Source organism: Hominimerdicola alba 8, from assembly GCF_000178155.2.
Lineage (GTDB): Bacteria > Bacillota > Clostridia > Oscillospirales > Ruminococcaceae > Hominimerdicola > Hominimerdicola alba_C.
The window spans coordinates 1-20,196 of record NZ_ADKM02000116.1; the positions used below are offsets into that span (position 1 = coordinate 1).

The 20,196-nt window shown below is 38.9% G+C and carries 18 protein-coding genes; 9 read left to right on the plus strand and 9 right to left on the minus strand.

Features of this window, described 5'->3' with window-relative positions:
* Nucleotides 1–33 precede the first annotated feature (33 nt).
* Nucleotides 34–570 (minus strand): Rad52/Rad22 family DNA repair protein, encoded by a 537-nt coding sequence (locus CUS_RS13665; RefSeq protein WP_002851730.1) that lies wholly within the window; start codon nt 568–570, stop codon nt 34–36.
* Nucleotides 567–1,514 carry a YqaJ viral recombinase family protein gene (locus CUS_RS13670; protein WP_002851762.1) on the minus strand — a complete coding sequence of 316 codons (948 nt, stop codon included), beginning with the start codon at nt 1,512–1,514 and terminating at the stop codon, nt 567–569. Before CUS_RS13670 ends, CUS_RS13665 begins: the two co-directional genes overlap by 4 nt.
* Before the next feature lie 261 nt (nt 1,515–1,775).
* Between CUS_RS13670 and CUS_RS13675 the strand changes: the two genes are divergently transcribed.
* A complete protein-coding gene (locus CUS_RS13675) occupies nt 1,776–1,949 on the plus strand; it encodes a helix-turn-helix domain-containing protein (RefSeq protein ID WP_002851751.1) in 174 nt (57 codons plus the stop codon).
* A 69-nt stretch (nt 1,950–2,018) separates the two neighbouring features.
* Here the strand turns inward: CUS_RS13675 and CUS_RS13680 are convergent, their stop codons facing one another.
* The 5 genes from CUS_RS13680 to CUS_RS13695 form a co-directional block, all read right to left on the minus strand.
* Entirely contained in the window at nt 2,019–3,257 is a 1,239-nt protein-coding gene (locus CUS_RS13680) for a HipA domain-containing protein (protein ID WP_037277538.1), read from the minus strand.
* Nucleotides 3,258–3,909: 652 nt separating this feature from the next.
* Nucleotides 3,910–5,226 (minus strand): ATP-binding protein, encoded by a 1,317-nt coding sequence (locus tag CUS_RS13685; RefSeq protein ID WP_002851746.1) that lies wholly within the window; start codon nt 5,224–5,226, stop codon nt 3,910–3,912.
* A gap of 108 nt (nt 5,227–5,334) precedes the next feature.
* On the minus strand, nt 5,335–5,511 hold the full coding sequence (locus CUS_RS19325; RefSeq protein WP_080559576.1) for a helix-turn-helix domain-containing protein: 177 nt from the start codon (nt 5,509–5,511) through the stop codon (nt 5,335–5,337).
* Nucleotides 5,480–6,607 (minus strand): hypothetical protein, encoded by a 1,128-nt coding sequence (locus CUS_RS13690; protein WP_002851739.1) that lies wholly within the window; start codon nt 6,605–6,607, stop codon nt 5,480–5,482. Before CUS_RS13690 ends, CUS_RS19325 begins: the two co-directional genes overlap by 32 nt.
* 447 nt (nt 6,608–7,054) lie before the next feature.
* Nucleotides 7,055–8,458 carry a DUF6076 domain-containing protein gene (locus CUS_RS13695; RefSeq protein ID WP_002851749.1) on the minus strand — a complete coding sequence of 468 codons (1,404 nt, stop codon included), beginning with the start codon at nt 8,456–8,458 and terminating at the stop codon, nt 7,055–7,057.
* A gap of 193 nt (nt 8,459–8,651) precedes the next feature.
* Between CUS_RS13695 and CUS_RS13700 the strand changes: the two genes are divergently transcribed.
* The 3 genes from CUS_RS13700 (at nt 8,652) to CUS_RS13710 (ending at nt 11,965) form a co-directional block, all read left to right on the plus strand.
* The gene (locus CUS_RS13700; protein WP_002851740.1) at nt 8,652–10,436 is read left to right on the plus strand and encodes a hypothetical protein; all 1,785 of its coding nucleotides are present in this window, start codon (nt 8,652–8,654) and stop codon (nt 10,434–10,436) included.
* Between the two features lie 114 nt (nt 10,437–10,550).
* The gene (locus CUS_RS13705; RefSeq protein WP_002851741.1) at nt 10,551–10,754 is read left to right on the plus strand and encodes an excisionase family DNA-binding protein; all 204 of its coding nucleotides are present in this window, start codon (nt 10,551–10,553) and stop codon (nt 10,752–10,754) included.
* Nucleotides 10,755–10,825: 71 nt separating this feature from the next.
* Nucleotides 10,826–11,965 carry a site-specific integrase gene (locus CUS_RS13710; RefSeq protein ID WP_002851744.1) on the plus strand — a complete coding sequence of 380 codons (1,140 nt, stop codon included), beginning with the start codon at nt 10,826–10,828 and terminating at the stop codon, nt 11,963–11,965.
* Nucleotides 11,966–12,061: 96 nt separating this feature from the next.
* Here the strand turns inward: CUS_RS13710 and CUS_RS13715 are convergent, their stop codons facing one another.
* On the minus strand, nt 12,062–12,862 hold the full coding sequence (locus CUS_RS13715; RefSeq protein ID WP_002851732.1) for a DUF4393 domain-containing protein: 801 nt from the start codon (nt 12,860–12,862) through the stop codon (nt 12,062–12,064).
* A 469-nt stretch (nt 12,863–13,331) separates the two neighbouring features.
* Here CUS_RS13715 and CUS_RS13720 point away from each other — a divergent pair, with 469 nt between their 5' ends.
* The 4 genes from CUS_RS13720 (at nt 13,332) to CUS_RS13735 (ending at nt 18,110) form a co-directional block, all read left to right on the plus strand.
* Nucleotides 13,332–14,453 (plus strand): hypothetical protein, encoded by a 1,122-nt coding sequence (locus tag CUS_RS13720; protein ID WP_002851759.1) that lies wholly within the window; start codon nt 13,332–13,334, stop codon nt 14,451–14,453.
* Between the two features lie 56 nt (nt 14,454–14,509).
* Nucleotides 14,510–14,887, plus strand: a complete 378-nt coding sequence (locus tag CUS_RS13725) for a BlaI/MecI/CopY family transcriptional regulator (protein ID WP_002851737.1) — start codon at nt 14,510–14,512, stop codon at nt 14,885–14,887.
* A gap of 13 nt (nt 14,888–14,900) precedes the next feature.
* Nucleotides 14,901–16,205 (plus strand): M56 family metallopeptidase, encoded by a 1,305-nt coding sequence (locus tag CUS_RS13730; protein WP_002851734.1) that lies wholly within the window; start codon nt 14,901–14,903, stop codon nt 16,203–16,205.
* 471 nt (nt 16,206–16,676) lie between these two features.
* Entirely contained in the window at nt 16,677–18,110 is a 1,434-nt protein-coding gene (locus CUS_RS13735; protein WP_157769536.1) for a DUF2079 domain-containing protein, read from the plus strand.
* A 227-nt stretch (nt 18,111–18,337) separates the two neighbouring features.
* Here the strand turns inward: CUS_RS13735 and CUS_RS18780 are convergent, their stop codons facing one another.
* Nucleotides 18,338–19,780: an AbiH family protein gene (locus tag CUS_RS18780; protein ID WP_002851736.1), complete on the minus strand. Its 1,443-nt coding sequence runs from the start codon at nt 19,778–19,780 to the stop codon at nt 18,338–18,340.
* Between the two features lie 62 nt (nt 19,781–19,842).
* Between CUS_RS18780 and CUS_RS13745 the strand changes: the two genes are divergently transcribed.
* Nucleotides 19,843–20,073 carry a DUF6809 family protein gene (locus CUS_RS13745; protein ID WP_002851747.1) on the plus strand — a complete coding sequence of 77 codons (231 nt, stop codon included), beginning with the start codon at nt 19,843–19,845 and terminating at the stop codon, nt 20,071–20,073.
* The last annotated feature ends 123 nt before the right edge of the window (nt 20,074–20,196 follow it).

A 20,196-nucleotide genomic window follows, 5' to 3' on the forward strand; every position in this document is an offset into this window, starting at 1 on the left:
AGCCCCTTGACGCCTGACGTCAAGGGGCATAACTCATGCTGTTTTCTTCTGTGTTCTCTTGTAGCCGTTATAGACCACTTCACCTGTATCGGAATTGATTATAGTGAGCCCGATTATCTCACGGTCGTCGTTGTACATTATATGGCTGACAGCAAACTTATCAAAGCAGACGAACTTATCACCTCTGCGCTGAATATTACACTTCTGTGCTGACACCCATACGAACGGAGCGCTGTAAAGTTCTCTGCCGATACCAACGGAAACACAAGCTCTTTTGAAAGAATCAGAAGCCTGACCTTTTTCCTTTTCGGCGTAGCTTTCAGTACCAACATCCTGCTTTGCGATCCATTCATGCTTGCTTTCGTCCCAGAGTTCGATAGTGCAGTAAAGGTTGCCGTCGATACTCTGATGTGTTCTTCTCCAACCGAGAATTCCAAATGTCTCATCAAGGATCTTCATATCTGCACGAGCGTCTTTGTAAAGCAGCAGGGACAGTCCTTTATCGCTTATAGTACCTATACGGCATTCGATCTCATCGGCACGAAGAAGTCTTATGCTCAGTTTATTCATGTAGCACCTCCCGATATACCGAATCTGCGGGAGCTTGAATGTTTTACATATTTGCCGTACAGCTCGGGATTTTCAGCTTTGAACCTTATGCTGTCAAAGCGTGAGGAGTTTACAGTTTTCCAGCTGACCCTGTACTTCCCTGCCAGACCTGTCTCATTGTTTTTGAGCATAGCTTTCAGGCGGTTGCCGAGAGCATCTTTCTCGGCAGACAGTGCTTCTATCTGTTCGGATATATCTTCATACTCATCACAAATAAAAACAGTTTCTTCGGGGAGTTCGATGCTCTCACCGTTGCTTTTTGAATACCTTTCATTCAGCCATGATGTTGTACCCTCGGAGCCGTCGGGTAAAGGTTCATCACCGCCAAGAACATTTTCTTCCCAGAATCTGCGTTCCATTTCTATTATGTCAGCGATCATTTCATCGTCACGCTCAACGGTCTTATAGACGAAATGATTACCGCCTATAAGAGCGGCTATGTACGTCTTTTTCAGCCCTGTTACAGCCATATAATGCTGTATCTGCATCATATACTCAGGCGGTACACCTGTGTTCCACTCGTTCTGTTTGTATGCTGATGCTGTCTTTGCTTCAAAGATACATTCCTCTCCGTCAACGTTCACTACACCGTCAAGATTCGCCAGCATGAACGGATAGTCCTTATGCTGATAAATACACTTTGGTTCAAAGATCTCGATACCCGTTCTTTCGGTAAATTCCTGCTTGACTATGGGTTCAAGAACTGTACCAAAATGTGTACACTCATTTCCGTTCTCAGCAGGTTCAAGCTGACCTGTCTTTTCAAGCCACAACTGATACACCGAACGATAGGGATTGATTCCGGCGATTACGGAAACGTCCGAACCGCCTATACCCATTGTGCGATATTTCAGCCACTGCTCACGGGTCATAGCAGATGTGTCTGCGAATACTTTTGCATTCATGTTCATCTCACCTTCTTCTTTACTGCGTTGATGATCAGTCTGCCTGTTATATTCATCAGCACCGAACCGATCAGCATCATGATAGCTTTTGTTTTCATTATTAAAACCTCCTTTTCAGTTAAACCAATGGTTTACAAAAGGATAATGTATAGCTGTAAATTTTCGGTATGCGTTTTTAAAAGTGTACAGTTTATTGAACACTTAAATAACACATAACAAACCGTTTTAAACCAACATTTTTCATGCGAAAGGAGTTTTATCATGTTTGAAAAAGTACCGGATATCCTTACCCCCAGGGAGTGTATGCAGCTTCTGAAGATCGGGAAAAATTCTATGTTGAAATATCTTCACTCAGGTGAACTGGAGGGTTTCAAGATCGGCAACAGGTGGAGGATATATAAGTATAGTGTTATTGATTTTATTATGAGAAGATAAGAAATGCCCTCCGGGATACAAACAAAATGTATCCCGGAGGGCGTTATGACTTTTCAGCTTGTCCGATAATTATTCAATTGTTATCCCATAGCTTGCAGCTTCATCTTCTCCAACATCTCCTGAGAATGTTATATCCTGCGAATCATGCTGTTTCATAACTATCTCCGAAAGCCTGTCCATACGCTTTCTCAACTGCGATACCAACATATCTGCTCTTTCATCATCGATATACTTTTTGACCTTTTCATCACTCAGTATCCCGGATATCTCATCTTCTAAACCGTCCATTTTTGCGAAATCGAGCCAATCAAAACTCGATACCAGACGAAGCTGTTCACCATGAGTTTTCTTGAACGGCTTGCAGATGATTTCTTCCGAAGGTATCTGCGAAGTCAGCTTATCGTACCACAGCGAAGTACCGTTATCAAACATCGGTGCCGCACCTACCCATTCAAGGGTATCCGGGTCACGCAAAAGACCGAAGTTCCCAAAATGCCTGTCCTCGTTGGCGATGATATAATCAAATACTATCATCCTGTCCAGCATCGGAACGATGTCGATGCCGAGCTCACTGCATATATTTACAAAGTGCAGATAACTATTCTCATCGTTTGCCTTTGGGCGTATCTTCATGAGCCTTGCCGCACCGATGAGCTCCGTGTTTTTTGAAACAAAGTTCTCGCAGACACTGTACGGTTTATCATCTATCCACGTCAACGTATAGGGTATGTGGTCTATACCCAGCCTTTCAAGAATGATCGATGCAATGACCTCATTTATCGGCTGCTGTCTGAATGGTGCAGAACCCGATTTCAGCAGACACCTCTTGCCGTCGATTATCTTCCAGCGCTTCTGCAAATTACCGTCCGAGGTGTTATCTGGCGAAGAGTAGTTGAACCCTATGCTTTTTCCAGCTGAGCCGAACAGAACATCGCCTATATCATCGGAGAACTCGTTGTCGAAGAAGTTTACGCTTTCCCATGTCATATAGCTGTCAACAGGTCTGACCCAGTAATGATCTGACAAACTGAGTCCAAGACATTTTGTCAGAAGAAGCTCCGTGTTATATACACCGAGAGTTTCAAGTGCCTCGTTTATACCCATTCTGCTTGCAGGGATAGAGCGTCCGGTCCACCATTTGTTCAGTGCAGCTTTGTCAACAGTTTCCTTGTGACGCAATGGGTGTACAACACCTAACGGCAGATGTTCTTTCGCATAAATGTCCCCGATGCGAATAATAACGCCCGTATCTTCATCTATCTCAATATCCGCAACGCGGATATTCTTGTGCATAAGCGTGTAGTTCATGTTTCTCGCCTCGCTTTCATAGATGATTATAGCATATTTTTGTGCCAAAATCAAGCATTTAGTAAATCAGCGTCCTCCTGCTGAACCAAACAGTGCTGCCTTGTATGGCGAAGCAATGATCTGCAGAAATTATCTTTAATTGACACAGATGACCGAATACTATTTAGTTTGCCAAAGTACAATTTATCTCATAAAACCACACCCTATATAGACTATGCAGAATTAGAAACTGCCAATCCTCGATAGCTATACTATTATAGATGTATAGTTGGGCTTCAATGTTAAGCACACCATTGTTCCAAAAAGCAGAATACCCGTCCGCAGTCTTTCATGTGAACGGATGATTGTTGTAGTTATACTTCGCATTGCCTTGAGTTGTTATGTGTGTCCCCCATTAATTATAGGTCGTCGTGAAAATACAACTTCACCTTATGCGTCGGCTTCAACTTTTTGAAGACTATCAGCTCACCGTTTCTGACATAATTGAAATATTAAGTGTACATTTCTCATCCTCTATCGCTAAAAACTATTTTACGCACTTTCATCGTTCTTGATTATTTCTGGTCTCATGACATTTTTAGTGGCTTTTAATCGCTATAAGAGGTAAAAATCCGATACGACCGTATTTTTGGTCGTATCGGATATAACGTTATCATTTCAGAAGCCATTCCAGTACGTTCAATGACATTATGCCTTCAAAGGAGCTTTCAAGTCCTGTATCCAGAGATAATATTATCTTCTCATAGTTGTCTCTTATCTTCATAAGCGGAGCAAGTTCCCTGTTTCTGACCGTTTCGCTTGTCATTGACTCAGTGACCTGGACATACAGCTTGTCGTCAGCTTTGGTGGCTATAAAGTCCACCTCCGTATTGTCTATCTTACCGATAGCCACATCATAGCCTCTTCGCATAAGCTCGAAATAAACAATGTTTTCCAGTGCATGACCTGTATCTCTGTCACGGAAGCCCAGCAGGTAATTTCTCAGACCGATATCTACGATATAATACTTGCCGAGAGTACGCAGATACTCCTTGCCCTTGATATCAAAGCGCTTTATCTCATAGAAGAAATAGCTTTCTGTCAAGGCGTTCACATAAGCCGAAACCGTATGTGCGCTTGGCTTACCTTTTCTTTTTTCATCATTCAGCAGGCCCTCATTCACCAGCGTATTCCCGATAGACGATACCGAAACACTGCTGCCGATATTGTCTGCAAGGAACATTATTATCTTACGTAGCAGTGCAGCATCAGTTATACTTTTCTGACCTCTGCGCTTTTCACGTTCAAGGATATCCCTGATAATTACTGTGGAATATATGCCGTCAAGCAAAGCAAGTGCTTTGTCCTGATCCAGCCCTGTATCTGCGATGCCGGGCATTCCACCAAAGCGCATATATGCATCAAATATCTCACGCAGATCGTACTGCTGACCATTCTTATCATAAGCGAGCTTTCGTGTGCCGCCTAAAGCACTTTTGACTTCTCTTACTTCAAAGCCATAGAAATCCGTAAACTCCGCAAACGACAGCGGGAGCATTTTTATCTCGACACATCTTCCCGAAAGATAAGTCGAATATTCGGAGGACAGCAGATAGGCATTTGAGCCAGTGATGTAGATATCGCAGTCCATATCCACACGAAAAGCATTGACCGCATCTTCCCACTTATCCACCCTTTGAAGCTCATCAAAAAACAGATACATACGCTTGCCCGAAACAACACGCTCTTTAACGTAGCGATAAATATCGTCTGCTGTCATGTTCTTGAAGTCGTAGGACTCAAAGTTCATCTGAATTATCTGCTTTTCAGACTTGCCCTCATCAAGCAAGTGCCTGACCATAAGTTTCAGCAGACTTGACTTTCCGCAGCGGCGTATTCCTGTTACAACTTTTACTGGTTCGGTATCCTGAAAGCCTATTAACTTATCAAGATACTGCGGTCTGTTCCTGAGTTCTTTGTTTTCTATCATGTCGCTGTCCTCCTTTCAATAGTATTATCATAGCATAAAAATATATTCTTGTCAAGTTTTTGCACTGAAATGCACAAACTTCTCATAACAATAAAATATTTGCTTCAATCAAGTAGTCTTATTCTTTATATATTCTTCAAAACCAGCTTTCGGTATTCTTCTTGATCTTGGACCAAGCTCTATAACTTTGAGCTCACCCGATTTTATAATTGATGCGACCTTCTGCTTGCTGACGTGCAGTAATTCTGCTGCCTCAGCGATCGTCATGTATTCTGTAGTCTTCATATCTGAAAATAACCTTCTTTCTGCCTTTGCTGTGTTTTATGAACTTATAGCATTTGTCTTTCTTTTTACTTTCCGAAAATCCTAGAACAATGTCTAACGGCGACATATACGAGGCTGTATTCTGCTGTATAGGGATAGGTGAGAAACCAATATCATTTAGTACTGATGGCGTTCTGGTTCGTACTTTCTTTGTGTTATAGCTGTCATACAGTGCAGTTTCCGAATGTATCTCCATATCCGACAGCTTTTTAATATAGTCTTTCAGCTTCCGGGCTTTCTTTTTCCCGCCATACCATTTTTCGATCAATAACCCCTGCCATCTTTCTGATACATAGCAGAGATCTGTACGGTACCTGAACATCGCATCATAATACTTTTTTACAAGATCAGCTCGGCTCAGATACATATACAGAAGTGCTTCGCTTGTGGAGAGACCTTTAGTTTCCCTATTTATGTACCTGCGGCTGAATCTTAATTCAACACGCATAGTATCTTCAAATGAGTATAGTACCTCCTGCGGATAACCCTGGTCTATTGACGCCCGATGTTTGTTATACGCTACAAACTCGGCACCCTGAGATACATTGCACACATTAAAAGAATCCTCACACCTGAACTCAGGTGTATTTTTCTCCAGTTCCGTATTTGGTCTGTAGCCTCTGCTTAACGACATTTTACGCATTATAAGTATATATTCCTGAATAATGCTTTCAGGAACATTATGGACATCATTTGTTATATCTATCCTGCTGAGTTTGAAGTCATCTAACTCTAGTTCCAAGAATAAACTGCTTATCATCTTGTCCAGTATTACTAAGGCGATTTCAAAATCATCACCACACGTTATATTATTTGAAAACGAACCCGGCTTGATCAGCTTACTCGGGTTTACGATCAGGATCAGCTTATGGTTTCCCTTTCCATCCTTGCCCTCCTTTTTACATCTTCGACTGATGATAGTCAATCCGCAATCTACATACTTAGTGCTTTTATACTCGCCATTTATCTTGACGAGCTTATGATCTGTCAATTCTAATATGTCTTCTAGTGTCGTTCTGTACGACAATTCAAAGGTATGTATAAAATAATTATCCATTCTAATTCCTCCGATCTTATTATAACAATGTTGTAAAATATTAGCCTATTGCTATCTATTAGTGCTATAGATACTAACTTTTTATTTTTATACATAACAAGTATTATAATATTGATCGTGGGGGTAAGGGGGCCTGCTTTTTTTCTTTCTCCAAAACGTGGTTTTGTTTACTTCTTATATATGCAGACAAAAAAAGATGCCCTGTGAAGAGCATCTTGGTTTAATTACAAATTAATACACTGTGTCTTTAATTGTTTTTTCTAACTCCAAGAGAATACATGGCTCTGTAGCAATGAAGTATATGCTACTGATTTTATATTAATCCAATTGTCGCTCCAAAGCTAATTTAGCCTTCAATATAAGGCGATTGGTAAATTAAATATTTTTGTTCTCATTACAATATATAGTTATTATACCACCAAATATCATTTCAACCTGGAGATTTTCTTATTTGGTGGTTTTTATATCTATATATTTTTCCATTATGAGTCCGACATCATTCTCCAGCTCCATCATCTCTTCTTTGCTCGCACATTTTCTCCCATCTTTGATCGACTTAAATTTCGCTTTAGCATTAATTAATTTAAGTATCTCTTTATAAGATTTTTCAAGCCTATTTAATGTATCATCCTGTGTTAGCTTTCCAGAATTATAATCACCTATTATCATATCGATATAGTGGTAATATTTTTTCTTTACAGCATTTAAAATATCATAATTAATTACGTCCTTAGTAGACGTTTTATTTTTACTGAAACGTTTCTGTATCTTACGTTTCTTTTCAATCACCGGATCACTTTTGCATTTTCTGTTATATTTTTCCTGAGCTGCCAATGACCGACACGTCTTTTTTGAACCGTTTATTATGTTATCACAATATTTTTCCCTAAGGCTATTGGCGATAAACAGCTTCTTGCATGACTCACATCTTTTTATTAAAATCTCATTGTCAAGAATCTGGATCAGATACATATAAAGCAGTTGATCAAACGTGTAGAATTCAAAACGATAATAATCTTCAAAATCAAGGTCTGCCTCATAATCATCAATACTTAATGTTTCATCAAGGTCAAGATTTGCTCCCAAGATATATTCCTTCTTAATATCTGCAATAGACCTTTCCATCATCAATACCCTATTTCTTATATCCGGACTTAATTGCAGGATAAACAGCTTTAGAAAACTATCCTTCTTACTCTTGATCTCATGCGGATCAGAATTCGCATATATACACAAGGTTTTTTTGAAAGTATCAAGTGTTATCTCAAGAGTATTAATATCATATCTAATATGTTTCTCATTGATTGCAACATTGTATTCCCCAATATAACTGTTTAAGATCATCTCAACCTTGTTTCTGTCCTTAACCCGCTCTGAGATGATAGGCCTTATATAATCTGCTAATATGCTTTCCGGCGGGGCCTTACCAAATTTCTTTGAATAGGTACCAGTTATTACCAATCCGAATATCACATATACTATCTCATAGCACGATAATATTACCCCAGAAGTCAAGTTATTAGTCGGAAATGAAGAGTAAGTGAGATTCACGATAAAATACGGGTGTACTTTACTTAAAAGGAAGCAATAGCAATCAGCATATTCCTTGGGAGTTAGTTTTAAATCGAGGTAATTTGCAGACAGAATCTGAGTTTCCTCCAAAGTCTTATGATAATCCATATTTATTGCATCTACTATCAGTTTTACACTATTCAACCGTCTTTGTTCATGGGCATTATCTTTTATTTCTATCCAAGTCACTTGGTTTTTATCATAACTGACAGGACAAGTTAACAGCGTTTTACACACATCTATGTCATCTAAATAATTATCGTTTTCCTTGTTTGTCATTCTACATCCCCTTTGATTAGTAGACAATCTTTATTGTTGAAATAAATTTTCTACATTGTCGGTACAACATTAGTTCTAGTAGTGGTAAAATACTTACATAAACTACAATCACATGACATTAGCCAAGTCTGTATCATATCATTATAATTCAGACAAGGACAATTGTCAACAACTTAATCTGGGAGGGTTCATTATGAACAACGAGAACTATCAGAACACCGAGAACATCGCTTACTCTAATCGGGAACCGGAAGAAAGCAGCAACTGTATGGATATTTCTTCCAAATGTAGGCTGGAGATTCTAAAACCGGTTATGAATCTCAAAAATAATGGATCATTAGAGTACCAGATCCCAATTAAATACACTCTATACAGCGATAAAGAGTACCAACAACCGGTGTATAGTGAGACTATGGTATACAAGGGATCTGACTTCAATGATCCACGCAAAAAGTTTTATTATCCCGATTGGGTACTTTGGGAATTTCCATTAACTGCTAAGGTTAAAAAATCGCTTTTTGCAACAATAAAAAAAATAGCACACTCCATGGACTACGTGAAAAATTATGAATTCCCTATAGGATACATCATAATTGATTCCTGGCATGTTTTCAATACCGATGACAAAATGATTTACCCTGACAAGATCAAAGCCTATCTGAGTAATTCAGATTACAGATTAAAAGACTATGAAATCGGTCCTGAATGTTGGAAATTTGCAAAAAAAGTTATGGATGATATCCCTGCTGTGCAGAATCTGTTCATTGCATCACTGATCCCCTATATTTTAATCCTAATTAATCCTTCTGAACGTTCAAGGTACAATCCAGTCACTGTGCTATTGAAAAATGGAGAGACTTTTGCTACTGAACTGTGCAAGATTTTTTTCTCAATGTATGTCTACAAGAATGATCCCGAGCGACCTTACAATTTGTTCGATCTTGACAGCAATTTAACCGATATCGAGGCTGCAACTCAGATGAATAACTGTACTGTAGTGCTTGATTCTCTGAGGAAAACAGGTGTTAAAGATCTGGATCGAAAAAAAAAGCAAACAGTAGCAAAGTTGATCATCAGAATGGATGGATTAAACAACGATGCTCATAAAGGCAAAAATCTGTCAATAAAATCCAACCTTGCTATAATAGCAGATTACTTTTTTGAAGATCCGGCTATACTCAGGAGATGTATATTCGTTTTAATGAATTCCTCCTGCAAGAAAAAGCATCTGACTTGGTATCAGGAAAATGTCAGGTTTCTAATTGGCTTGAAGGTATTGTTTATACAGTTCATTCTTAGGAATTTTGACAAATTAAAAGAGACAATGAACACACTGCTGAACCAGTATTCGTATAAGACCGCAAGTCGTAAACTCAGCGATTATAACGCTATTATGCACGTAACAGCTGAGATTTTTCTGATGTTTAACTTTGAAACGAATAATTACGACAATTCAGCGTGTTTAATTGACTCAACTAATGGTAATGTTGTAATTCATCAATCAAAACAAGATCTCTTCGATAGCATTGATAACTGCATAGCAGATACCTGGCGTATGTTAGAACCAAACAAGGATTCATGGAAATACGATGTAATAAATGAGTTCCTTAAAGAAATCATTTTAGAGGATCCAAAGTATGTCACACACAACATGGACCAGTTCATTGAAGAGCTTGATGAATACGGCGATAAACTTCCTCCCCATTTTGTTTACTACTCTAGTTTTAATAATCAGTACATTGTACGTTCCAAGCATCTGGAGAAGTATTTTTGGAAGAAGTGCGAAAAACCGTTCAGCGGCAAGAGTATAACTAAAATATTAGCTAAGGATATCAACGAGGATAAAGAGAACTGTCTTATCGAAACCGAAGGCAATAATCTGACAGTCCATGCTTTATCAGATTCTCATATCAACAAACGTTTTATCTGTATCAATAAGAAAACGGCCAAAAAGTATGTTAAGCAGATTCTTACTTAGAGCATACCCCGAGCCCGGACTTATACATTATTTTACTGTAATAATCCATAAACACCTGCTTCAGAGCGAGGAGCTTATGGACACAATATAACCAAGACGAAAGGAGGGCTGAGCATGGATAACAGCACAAGGAACACAACTGAATCCAGAATTGTCATGCTGACTATCAAGGAAGCTGCTGAACTGGTAGACGGACTTACTGAGTACAGAGTACGTCAGATGTGTATCAACAAGCAGATACCCTGCATCATGGCGGGTAAGAAGTACCTTATCAACAAGGACATCTTCCTGAATTATCTGGGTTGTCCGAACGCCTAACTACTTACGGCGCATATCCCGAGCATGAAGCACAGGGTATGCGCCGATATTTTGAAAGGATGGGAATTATAATGGCATCGATCAAGAAAAAGGGCGAAGCCTATGAGATCAAAGTGTCATGCGGTTACAGCGTGACCGGCAAGCAGATCTGTCAGTACAAGACATGGCGACCTTCGCCTGGAATGTCTCAGAAACAGATCGACAAAGAAGTAAAGCGAGTCGCTGTACTGTTTGAGGAGGACTGCAAGCGGGGACAGATAACAGCGTCGATAAAGTTTGAGACGTTCGCTGAACAATGGTTTGATGAATTCGCAAAAGTCAATCTGCGTCCAACGTCTTACACGAGAATGAGGCAGCTGACCAAAAGGGTATATCCTGCTATCGGTCATAAGAAACTTGACAATATCACCAGCCGTGATGTACAGGCATTCATCACCGATATGTTACTGAACGGCAGGAACTTCAACAGCGGAAAACCGCTGTCACGGAAGACGGCTGTACATCATCTGAGCTTTATTTCAGACGTCTTCAATTACGCTGTGCGTATGGGAATGCTCAGCGACAACCCATGCAGACGTGTGTTTATCCCAAAGGGCGAGATCAAAGAAAAAGAGATCTACACCAGGGACGAGGTGAAAACCATGTTTGAAAAACTGAAAGACGAGCCGCTGAAATATCAGGTATATCTTATGCTGGCGATATACAGCGGTTTCCGCAGGAGTGAGATGCTGGGGCTGGAATGGAAGGACATCGACTTTGAAAACGAGATCATCCACGTCAGGAGGACATCCCAGTACACCAAGGAGAAGGGCATCTACACAGATACCACTAAGACAAAGAAGTCCAAGCGAGTATCGAAGTTTCCACCGACCATAATGGACTTGCTGAAACGTTTCAAGAAGGAGCAGGACGAATACGCCAATCAGCTTGGCTCCAAGTGGGAAGAACATGACAGGCTGTTCACCAAATGGAACGGTGAGCCCATGAATCCCCAGACGCCATTTGAGTGGCTGAAAGGCTACTGCGAGCGAATCGGTGTTCCTTTTCATAACATACACTCCCTGCGTCATATCAACCATATGAAAACATCTTTATTAAATCATAAGTATAAAACAACACATTTCCCCTGCAAAAACGGCAGATGTAAGCTAACACCGCTACATCTGCCGTTTTTATTAAGTTGCTGCATCGGTGCTATGCTTAATCATTAATTCCATAAAAGAATGATGTTGCTTGAGTTTATAAACTAAAAAAATGCAAATTATCAACTTTGATACAAAACTATCACATCTTGTCAGAAACAGCATTTATTTAAACTGGCTAAAATCAGCGCCCAAGCATGCTCTGGCGAAAAATTGTCCGAATCCTCTGATTAATATCATATATTCCTTGTAAACAACCTCATAAGCATTTGGATCAAATTCCCTTTTGTTATCTTCAATAAATTCTTCTATAACATTCTTAACACTCCACTTTAAACGCTCATATGGTTCATCATTATTATACTTTGAATTATATTGAATATCAATAAGCTTTAATCGTTCCAAGTTTTCTAATGAGATTTGTGTAGGTACGATTGGGAACTTCTCCAAATCTGGAAATGCAACTATATCCTGTATCGGATAAGATGCTTTGGTTCTCTTGTTTTTATATGATAAGCCAATACATGGTTGTACCAATGTACTTGCCAATTTTTTAAACACGACTGCATCAAAAGGAGACATTTGCTTTATGATTTCCACGTATGTTGGATGCACATTATCTACGGTATCACTATTCATCGCACTAGCTAATAATTCCGCATACATATCTCGAAGTTGTTCATCATCCATACAATATGATATAGCTTGAAGGGCTGGAATAGCTATGTAGCTAGGTGGAGTAATTATCTTATCAACATCAATATTTTGAAGCTTTTGTTCTAGCAGCTTTTTGGTTTCTGCCACACTGTATTCTCTGCGAATAACCCATTTTTCTATCGGACTTATTGCTGCATTTATAGTTCTCAGCACTAAAGATACACTCTTATCCGCTTCTTCAAAAGTTCTTGTTTCTTTGATCGTATCAATGGTTTTTTCAATGCTAGAAGATTTTTTCTTGTCACTCATAATCTATTTTACTCCTTTAATGTTATACAAATGTTACTCTACTGAAAGTATTAATTAAGCTGTGACATTATAATATACCGTGAATATTCATAATTATAACCAATCAATTATTTAGCTAAATGAAGATATTTTTACATTATGTACGTCATAACCTTAAACGAGATTGTTGTAATAAATTGTTATTTTTCTTTAAGGTATTTCATCTGATCAGTATTATAAAAAACTACAATATAATTATTCGTTTTATTCTAATATACTTATTTATGTCTCCAATTATATTATAGCATATTACAAAATAAAAATCAATAACTTAAAAATTTATTTATACTACCCTATTTCACCAAACTTTCACCATAATCTCTCTTGACAATATCCTCTACATATGATACAATGCAATAAAGACGTTTGTAGTGAAACTGCAATCGTTATTATTCACCAACAAAAACTACAAAAGTAGGAGATGAATACTATGGGAAACAAAACGCAGATATTAGCCGTTATTACAGGTCTGACCGTGATAGCGGCAGGAACAGTTATAGTTAAATCGTTCTCGTCCGATAGACACATTATCAAACAAGATCACAATAACAGCAGGCGTGAAAGTGTATCGTCGGAGAATACTGCTGAAAGTGAAATGACCAACGAAGATAACAGCATTGTTGATGATGAACACATTCAGCAGAATGCTCCGAATATGCTTTTTCATTATGCTTCGGGTATGGAGATAGGCAATTTTCAGGACAGCTATGTGTATGACGGCAGCGAGATAATGCTTTCCGTAACGATAAATAATTTCAAATCGGGCTTTGATGAGAGCTTTCTGCTTTATGTCAACGGTTTTCAAAATCCCTATCATACTAACCTTGACGAAACCGACAAGCTGTATCATACCATAAGTATCCCCGATGAGGAATCGGTAACGATTGAGGTATATTTCAAGCCGATGAACTGCAATATCGGAGATACTGTGCTTGTCAGTTTTGACCGTATCATGAATATGGACTTTATGCTGCCCGATACATCTTGGGTCAGCTTTTACCCTAATCATGAGCTGAACGGAATAAATCCTTTTCCGCTTGAAATTAAGGCTGAATGTGGCAAGACGGACAACATTTCTGTTGATAAGGAAAGCAAATGGAACGAAAGCGAGATACCCGCAGATATACTCGAAGAATTTACCAACACCGATGAAATTGGCAACCCCACCACGGAAAGCGGCATTAACGAGGCATCGTATTTTGATCTGGTGCAAAATGACCGTTATGAAGGCTATTTTGTTTCTTTTGACAAGGGCTTGGAGCTTTCATTGAACGGATACGGCAGAGCAGGTAAATACAGGGTCGGGATATATTTAGATCATGAGCTTATCCCTGCATTTAACGGCAATTATTATTCGGATATGGAGATCGTAAGCGGTAAAATGCTTTCAAGACAAATAAGCATTGATACCTCGGGGCTTGAGGGATTGCACCATCTATATGCGATAGCAATTCCCATTGAGGACAAAACGCTTGCGACCGTAAAGACCAAAACAAAGCTGCTCAGTATTGAGGACGCTCCTAAACTTGACGATAAAACAGCAGATACTTGACAGGCTGATTTTTTTATGATATAATAAACTACAAATATAGTTTTAGAGGTGATACCATGTCGATTAAAAAACTTCCCGATGCGGAATTTGAGATAATGCGTGCGGTATGGCACAGCGAGGAGCCCGTGACCTCTCCGCAGCTCACCGACAAGCTCCGTCATGAGCTGCCCGAAAAGGACTGGAAGCAGCAGACTGTTATGACCATGCTGGTGCGGCTTGAAAAGAAAGGCTTTCTCCGCTCCGACAAGGCGGGCAAGGAACGCAACTATTATGCCGAGATTTCCGAATCGGAATACTTGCAGGTCGAAGCGGACAGCTTCCGTAAACGCTTTAACGGCGGCAGGATCAGCGGACTTGTCAAGGCTCTTTACAGCGACGAGAGCATTTCAGACGAGGATATAAGTGAGCTTAAGGACTGGATCAACAAGCTGTAAGGGGGGCGAGCTTATGGAGAAATATATATTGAGCCTGCTTTTCTGCTCGATTGAAATGTCGGCGGTATCGCTTGTGTACATAGGCTTGCTGAAGGTCTTGAAAAATCGTCAGCTGCCTGTTTTGAGGTATTATTCATGGCTCGTGATTTTAGTCGGATTTCTTTTGCCGATAAAACCAAATTTCGGTAAAGCGGCAGTTACCATAAACGAGCCAAATGCAGCTTACACATACAGGGAACAGTCTATAAACGCCGCTGTCCCCACATCACCCTCGATCAATATTTTTCAGATATTATTCATAGTGTGGCTGGCAGTCGCTATACTGTATCTCATTACCTCCTTGTGCAGATACAGAATTTTCCGCAGGGGTGTCAGCCGTCTGTCAAGGAAGGCAGATCAGCGCACTCTTGACCTTGCGGCAGATATGGCAAGAGAACTCTGCATAACTCCGCCCGTTAAGGTCATGATCTTGAAAGAGATAACCACCCCAATGATGACGGGCTTGCTTGCACCTACGATACTTTTGCCCGACAGACGGTTTGATGATACCGAACTGCGGCTTATCCTAAAGCATGAGCTGACCCATTTTAAACACAAGGACTTGTGGGTAAAGTTGCTCGTCATGGTGTGCAGAGCGGTGTATTGGTTTGACCCGATATTTATACTTATCAGCCGCAGCATCGAGCAGGAGTGCGAGCATTACTGCGATCACTCGGTAATAACGGGCGAAAACGCAGAGCAGAAAAAGCTCTATTGTCAGTCGATACTGAACACAGTATCAGCGCAGAATAGTTTTCGTAAAACTACATTGCGACCCGTAATGGCTACCAATTTCTATACCCCGAAGCAGGGGTTGAAGCACCGTCTTAGTCTCATTCTTTCAAGCAAAAGAAAGAAACGATTTGCTCTTGTTGGATTTGTTGTTGCTGTTCTTACTGCACTCTCGGGGTCGGTGATCGCATTTGCAAGTAATACGGAAATTCCGCCCGAAAATGATACTTCAAAGATCACCACAACGACCACAAATGCGGTAGAAACTGTCGCTGTTACTAACACTCCCGAAAAATCCGAAATCTCGGAGAATACACAGAAAGCAAAGACAACTACAATGACTGTAACATCTAAGGTCGATACTGCTCCAATAGATTTGGAGGAAGACCCGATAGTTACCGCAGCTCCCCCTAATTATGATACCGTTACAAATGATACATCAACGGCACCGTATTACGATAACGAGCCGATAGTAACAACTGCTCCTGCTGAATGGGATTATGGAGGAGACGTCACAACAGTAACTTACACGGGTGAATTATGGTAACAGATCAAAAGCAGTCGGTTATCCCGACCGACTGCATTTTTACAGAGATATGAACTACAAAAGTAGTTAAGAGAGGACAACAAAATGGCTGTTAATACTAAATTTACAGATAGAAATAGACTACGCTTTCAACCAAAACGATTACCCAAAATAAAAGCCAAATTGAAAGGGAAATTGAAAGACAAATTTACAAGCGTCGATATTCCGAAATTGCTTGTCAGGTTATTGCTAAGCTGGATACTGATCTCGGCATTTTATGTTGCAAACAGCGAGAATATATTTACAAGCCCCTTATTTTTCGGAGAGATAAAGCTAAGTGTTTTTATCATATCTGTCATTGTGCTGTGGGTACTGCTCTGCAAAATCGCAGACAAAAATTTTATAAACATTCTTATGATATTGTCTGCACTCGTTTACGGGGTACTCGGTGCGATTGGATATACCAATTTCAGCTTTTCGGTTGGGTGCTGTGTGGCGGTAGCAATAATCGTGTTTTTTACCGATATCAGCGATATTAAGCTCCGTCTGCATTGGTCGGTGACATGGATAACGGCAGGTGTGCTGATAGGCGGATTTACCTTCTTTGTGGGGATCATCTGCTGTCTGTACTACAAAAATCATTGGACGAGCTGCTTTGATTTCGGGCTGTTCTCGCAAATGTTTTACTATATGAAAGAGACAGGACAGCCCCTTATCACCTGTGAGCGTGACGGTCTGCTCAGTCATTTTGCGGTGCATTTTTCGCCGATATATTATCTGCTCCTGCCCATCTATATGCTGATACCCGACCCGCGCACGCTGCTTGTAATGCAGGCTCTCATAGTTGCCAGCGGAGTTATACCCCTCATGCTGATATGCAAGAATCACAAGCTCACCGAGCCTGCCTGCTGTGAATTTGCGGTGATATATACTCTTTACCCATGCTTTGCAGGCGGCTGCTTTACATATATCCATGAGAATAATTTTCTTGCTCCGTTGGTGCTGTGGTTTATGTATTTCTGCGAAAAGGGTAAAACTATACCGAAAATCATTTTTGCCATACTGCTTCTCTTGGTAAAAGAGGACGCAGCAGTATATGTTGCTGTAATTTCCATATACTTTTTGTTTACCGATAAAAACTACAAAAGTAATTTATTAATCCTGATATTCTCAATTATTTACTTTTTGACCGTCACTCATTTTCTTGCAAAATACGGTGACGGAGTAATGACAGGCAGATATAACAATTACATCTATGACGGCAGCAACAGCCTTATTACAATGATTTGGGCTATACTGAAAAATCCCGTCTATGTCCTAAATCAGAGCTTTACCGAGGAAAAGATTATTTTCATTCTGCAAATGCTGTTGCCATTGGGATTTATGCCGTTCATCACCAAAAATCCGAAGCGCTTTATTCTGATAATACCGTTCCTGCTGATAAATCTGATGACAAACTACCAGTGGCAGTACAACATCGGATTTCAATACGGCTTTGGAAGCGGTGCGCTGCTGATATACCTCGCAGTTGTAAATTGTTCCGAAATGAAATATCCAAAGCTGTTGCTATGTTCGGTGTGCTGTTCGGTAGTAATATTCTTCGGACTGTATTATCATCGTTCAGACTATTTCAAATCATACGATGAAGCGACCGAGCAGCGTGAGATCATTGACGAAGCGCTTTCGCTCATACCCGATAATGCAAGCGTTATTTCGTCAACGTTCTTTCTGCCGAATCTTTCTCAGCGAGATGAGATATATGAGCTTGAACGCACAAAGCAGACTGCGGAGTATTATGTGCTTGATCTCAGGTATCAGACGGAGGAGTATTCGGAATGGGACTATATCGGGAATGGGTTTGAGATCGTTTATTATGAGGAAGGGGTTGTGGGGGTGTTTAAGATAAGTGTTAATATTTATTCATAATCATTATTAATCTAATTTATAGAATTTCGAATTTAAGACAATACTGCACAACCACAGAGTTACACTTTCACACGCCATATGCTTGCATATTTTCGTAAGATTGTTCAAGCTCTCATAGCTATGTGTTAGCCCGCTTTTGCGAGTTTTAGGCAATCTGACAAGAAATTGACTATACATCTGTCGCACAATGATATCGCATTATTGTCTTAATATTTTAAACTGTTTTATTACATATCATCCTCATACATTGATTTGTAATAGGCTTCTTCATCTAAGACATCAATAATATGTTTGATTCGTATTTTCATAATCATATTTGAATCATTTGATTTCCTTTGAAGTAATTCTTCTCTAGAATCTTCACTCATTTTTCGTAATAACTTAAAAATACATTTCCAAATAAGATTTGTATCAATTACTTCATCATCGAATTTATCAAGAAGATGATCAAATATTTTTTCTATTTCTTTATCTCTATAACTATCATGTTTGATATGATTATATAAATCATTTAAATCATCAGAAATAGACTTAATACTATATAATTTGCGTTCTTCATTATAATTATTGATTGAATTAATAAAACTTTTGACACGATTATCGCATTCTACTATTCCATAATAACCAAAATCATTCCATTCATGCCAGCTAAACTCTTCGGATGAGTTAGGATCATATAGTGCTTTTGCAATTGTTAATAACTGATTTGATACATCTCCTATATCTATATTGTTAATAATTGCATCAAATAAATCAATAACACTTCTTTGATTATAAAAGTAAGCAATATTATTCATTTCTATATTTTTTTTAATTCTTTCTATTAGTTCAATTATCTTCTTGTTATTAAGAGTATAAATTCTCCATAGCAAATATCTATCATAAAATATTTGCCATTCTGATTTTGTCCTGTCGATCAGATCTTTTTGTTTTTTGAAAATAATAGAAGGTTTTTCCCCATATACTTTTTCAGTTAATTCTTCAGGTCCAATTATACGAACAATATTAGTAATCAACTCAGCATACTGTTTTTCGTTTCTGTAGTATATTGTCGTTCTAATGTATGGATTCATTAAAACACTTGAAACAACATCCTTATCTGTTAATGATAATGAATGACCAAAGAAATAAACGTTATTTTCATCTTTTTTATCATAAATCTCTTCTAACCATTTACGATATAAACAGCTGGTTGATTTATGAATCCTTTGAAAATACTTTTTAAATTCTACAAAATCAAGGTTAGTAAACTTATCGGTACCAGATAAGTACTCGTCTATTCCTAAAACCATGTTATTGGGTTCAGCTTTTGATAACTTTGATTTACCGTGTAAATAATCACATTCAACGCTGTTATGCTTTGCAGAATAAAATCGATAATAAGTATCTGTATAATTAAAACTAATAACTTTATCTACCTTAAGCTCATAAATATCTAGTGACAATAAATTTTTATCAATATTTCTTACACAATCCTCCAAGTATATTTCCAAACATCTTATTAATCTATTAAGATCATTTAACATTCTATTCTTTATATTCTTAATATCACTGCCTAAACATGTTGTATCATAATCCTTCAGAACAATATTTAGGATTTCATAATCGTTTTTACCAAGTTTTGTCTCGTCAATAATGAAAGTATCTTCATTATTTATATTTGTAAGCACCAATTATCGAAGATTTCAATGCAGTCTTTTCCGATAATACTGTATTTGAAAGGAATAGTACGATGATTGATGCACTTTACAACTACCGACAGGGCGAAATTCACTCTGCTGAGTTTTCTGATGAGTTTAATGCTCTCTGTATCCCGTTCGAGGAATCGCTGACCGAAACACAGCTCACAACCTTCCACAATCTCCTCGACTGCGTGAGTGAGACTGCCGCTGCTGAGATGAGAGCTGCTTACAAGGTCGGCTTCAAAGATGGTGCAACTTTGATTAAGGAAATCCAGGGATAACAATAGAGTTATGTTGAAAAGATAATCAAGACAATAAAAGGCGATGTCCTGCATCAAGCAAGGCATCGCCTTTATGGTATTCGATTATTCTTTCCCTTTGAGTATCCCGTGTTCCAATGTAAA

Coding starts and splice junctions, on each gene's coding strand:
- CUS_RS13665 (WP_002851730.1), bottom strand. CDS start 570: ATGAATAAACTGAGCATAAGACTTCTTCGTGCCGATGAGATCGAATGC.
- CUS_RS13670 (WP_002851762.1), bottom strand. CDS start 1,514: ATGAATGCAAAAGTATTCGCAGACACATCTGCTATGACCCGTGAGCAG.
- CUS_RS13675 (WP_002851751.1), top strand. CDS start 1,776: ATGTTTGAAAAAGTACCGGATATCCTTACCCCCAGGGAGTGTATGCAG.
- CUS_RS13680 (WP_037277538.1), bottom strand. CDS start 3,257: ATGAACTACACGCTTATGCACAAGAATATCCGCGTTGCGGATATTGAG.
- CUS_RS13685 (WP_002851746.1), bottom strand. CDS start 5,226: ATGATAGAAAACAAAGAACTCAGGAACAGACCGCAGTATCTTGATAAG.
- CUS_RS19325 (WP_080559576.1), bottom strand. CDS start 5,511: ATGAAGACTACAGAATACATGACGATCGCTGAGGCAGCAGAATTACTG.
- CUS_RS13690 (WP_002851739.1), bottom strand. CDS start 6,607: ATGGATAATTATTTTATACATACCTTTGAATTGTCGTACAGAACGACA.
- CUS_RS13695 (WP_002851749.1), bottom strand. CDS start 8,458: ATGACAAACAAGGAAAACGATAATTATTTAGATGACATAGATGTGTGT.
- CUS_RS13700 (WP_002851740.1), top strand. CDS start 8,652: ATGAACAACGAGAACTATCAGAACACCGAGAACATCGCTTACTCTAAT.
- CUS_RS13705 (WP_002851741.1), top strand. CDS start 10,551: ATGGATAACAGCACAAGGAACACAACTGAATCCAGAATTGTCATGCTG.
- CUS_RS13710 (WP_002851744.1), top strand. CDS start 10,826: ATGGCATCGATCAAGAAAAAGGGCGAAGCCTATGAGATCAAAGTGTCA.
- CUS_RS13715 (WP_002851732.1), bottom strand. CDS start 12,862: ATGAGTGACAAGAAAAAATCTTCTAGCATTGAAAAAACCATTGATACG.
- CUS_RS13720 (WP_002851759.1), top strand. CDS start 13,332: ATGGGAAACAAAACGCAGATATTAGCCGTTATTACAGGTCTGACCGTG.
- CUS_RS13725 (WP_002851737.1), top strand. CDS start 14,510: ATGTCGATTAAAAAACTTCCCGATGCGGAATTTGAGATAATGCGTGCG.
- CUS_RS13730 (WP_002851734.1), top strand. CDS start 14,901: ATGGAGAAATATATATTGAGCCTGCTTTTCTGCTCGATTGAAATGTCG.
- CUS_RS13745 (WP_002851747.1), top strand. CDS start 19,843: ATGATTGATGCACTTTACAACTACCGACAGGGCGAAATTCACTCTGCT.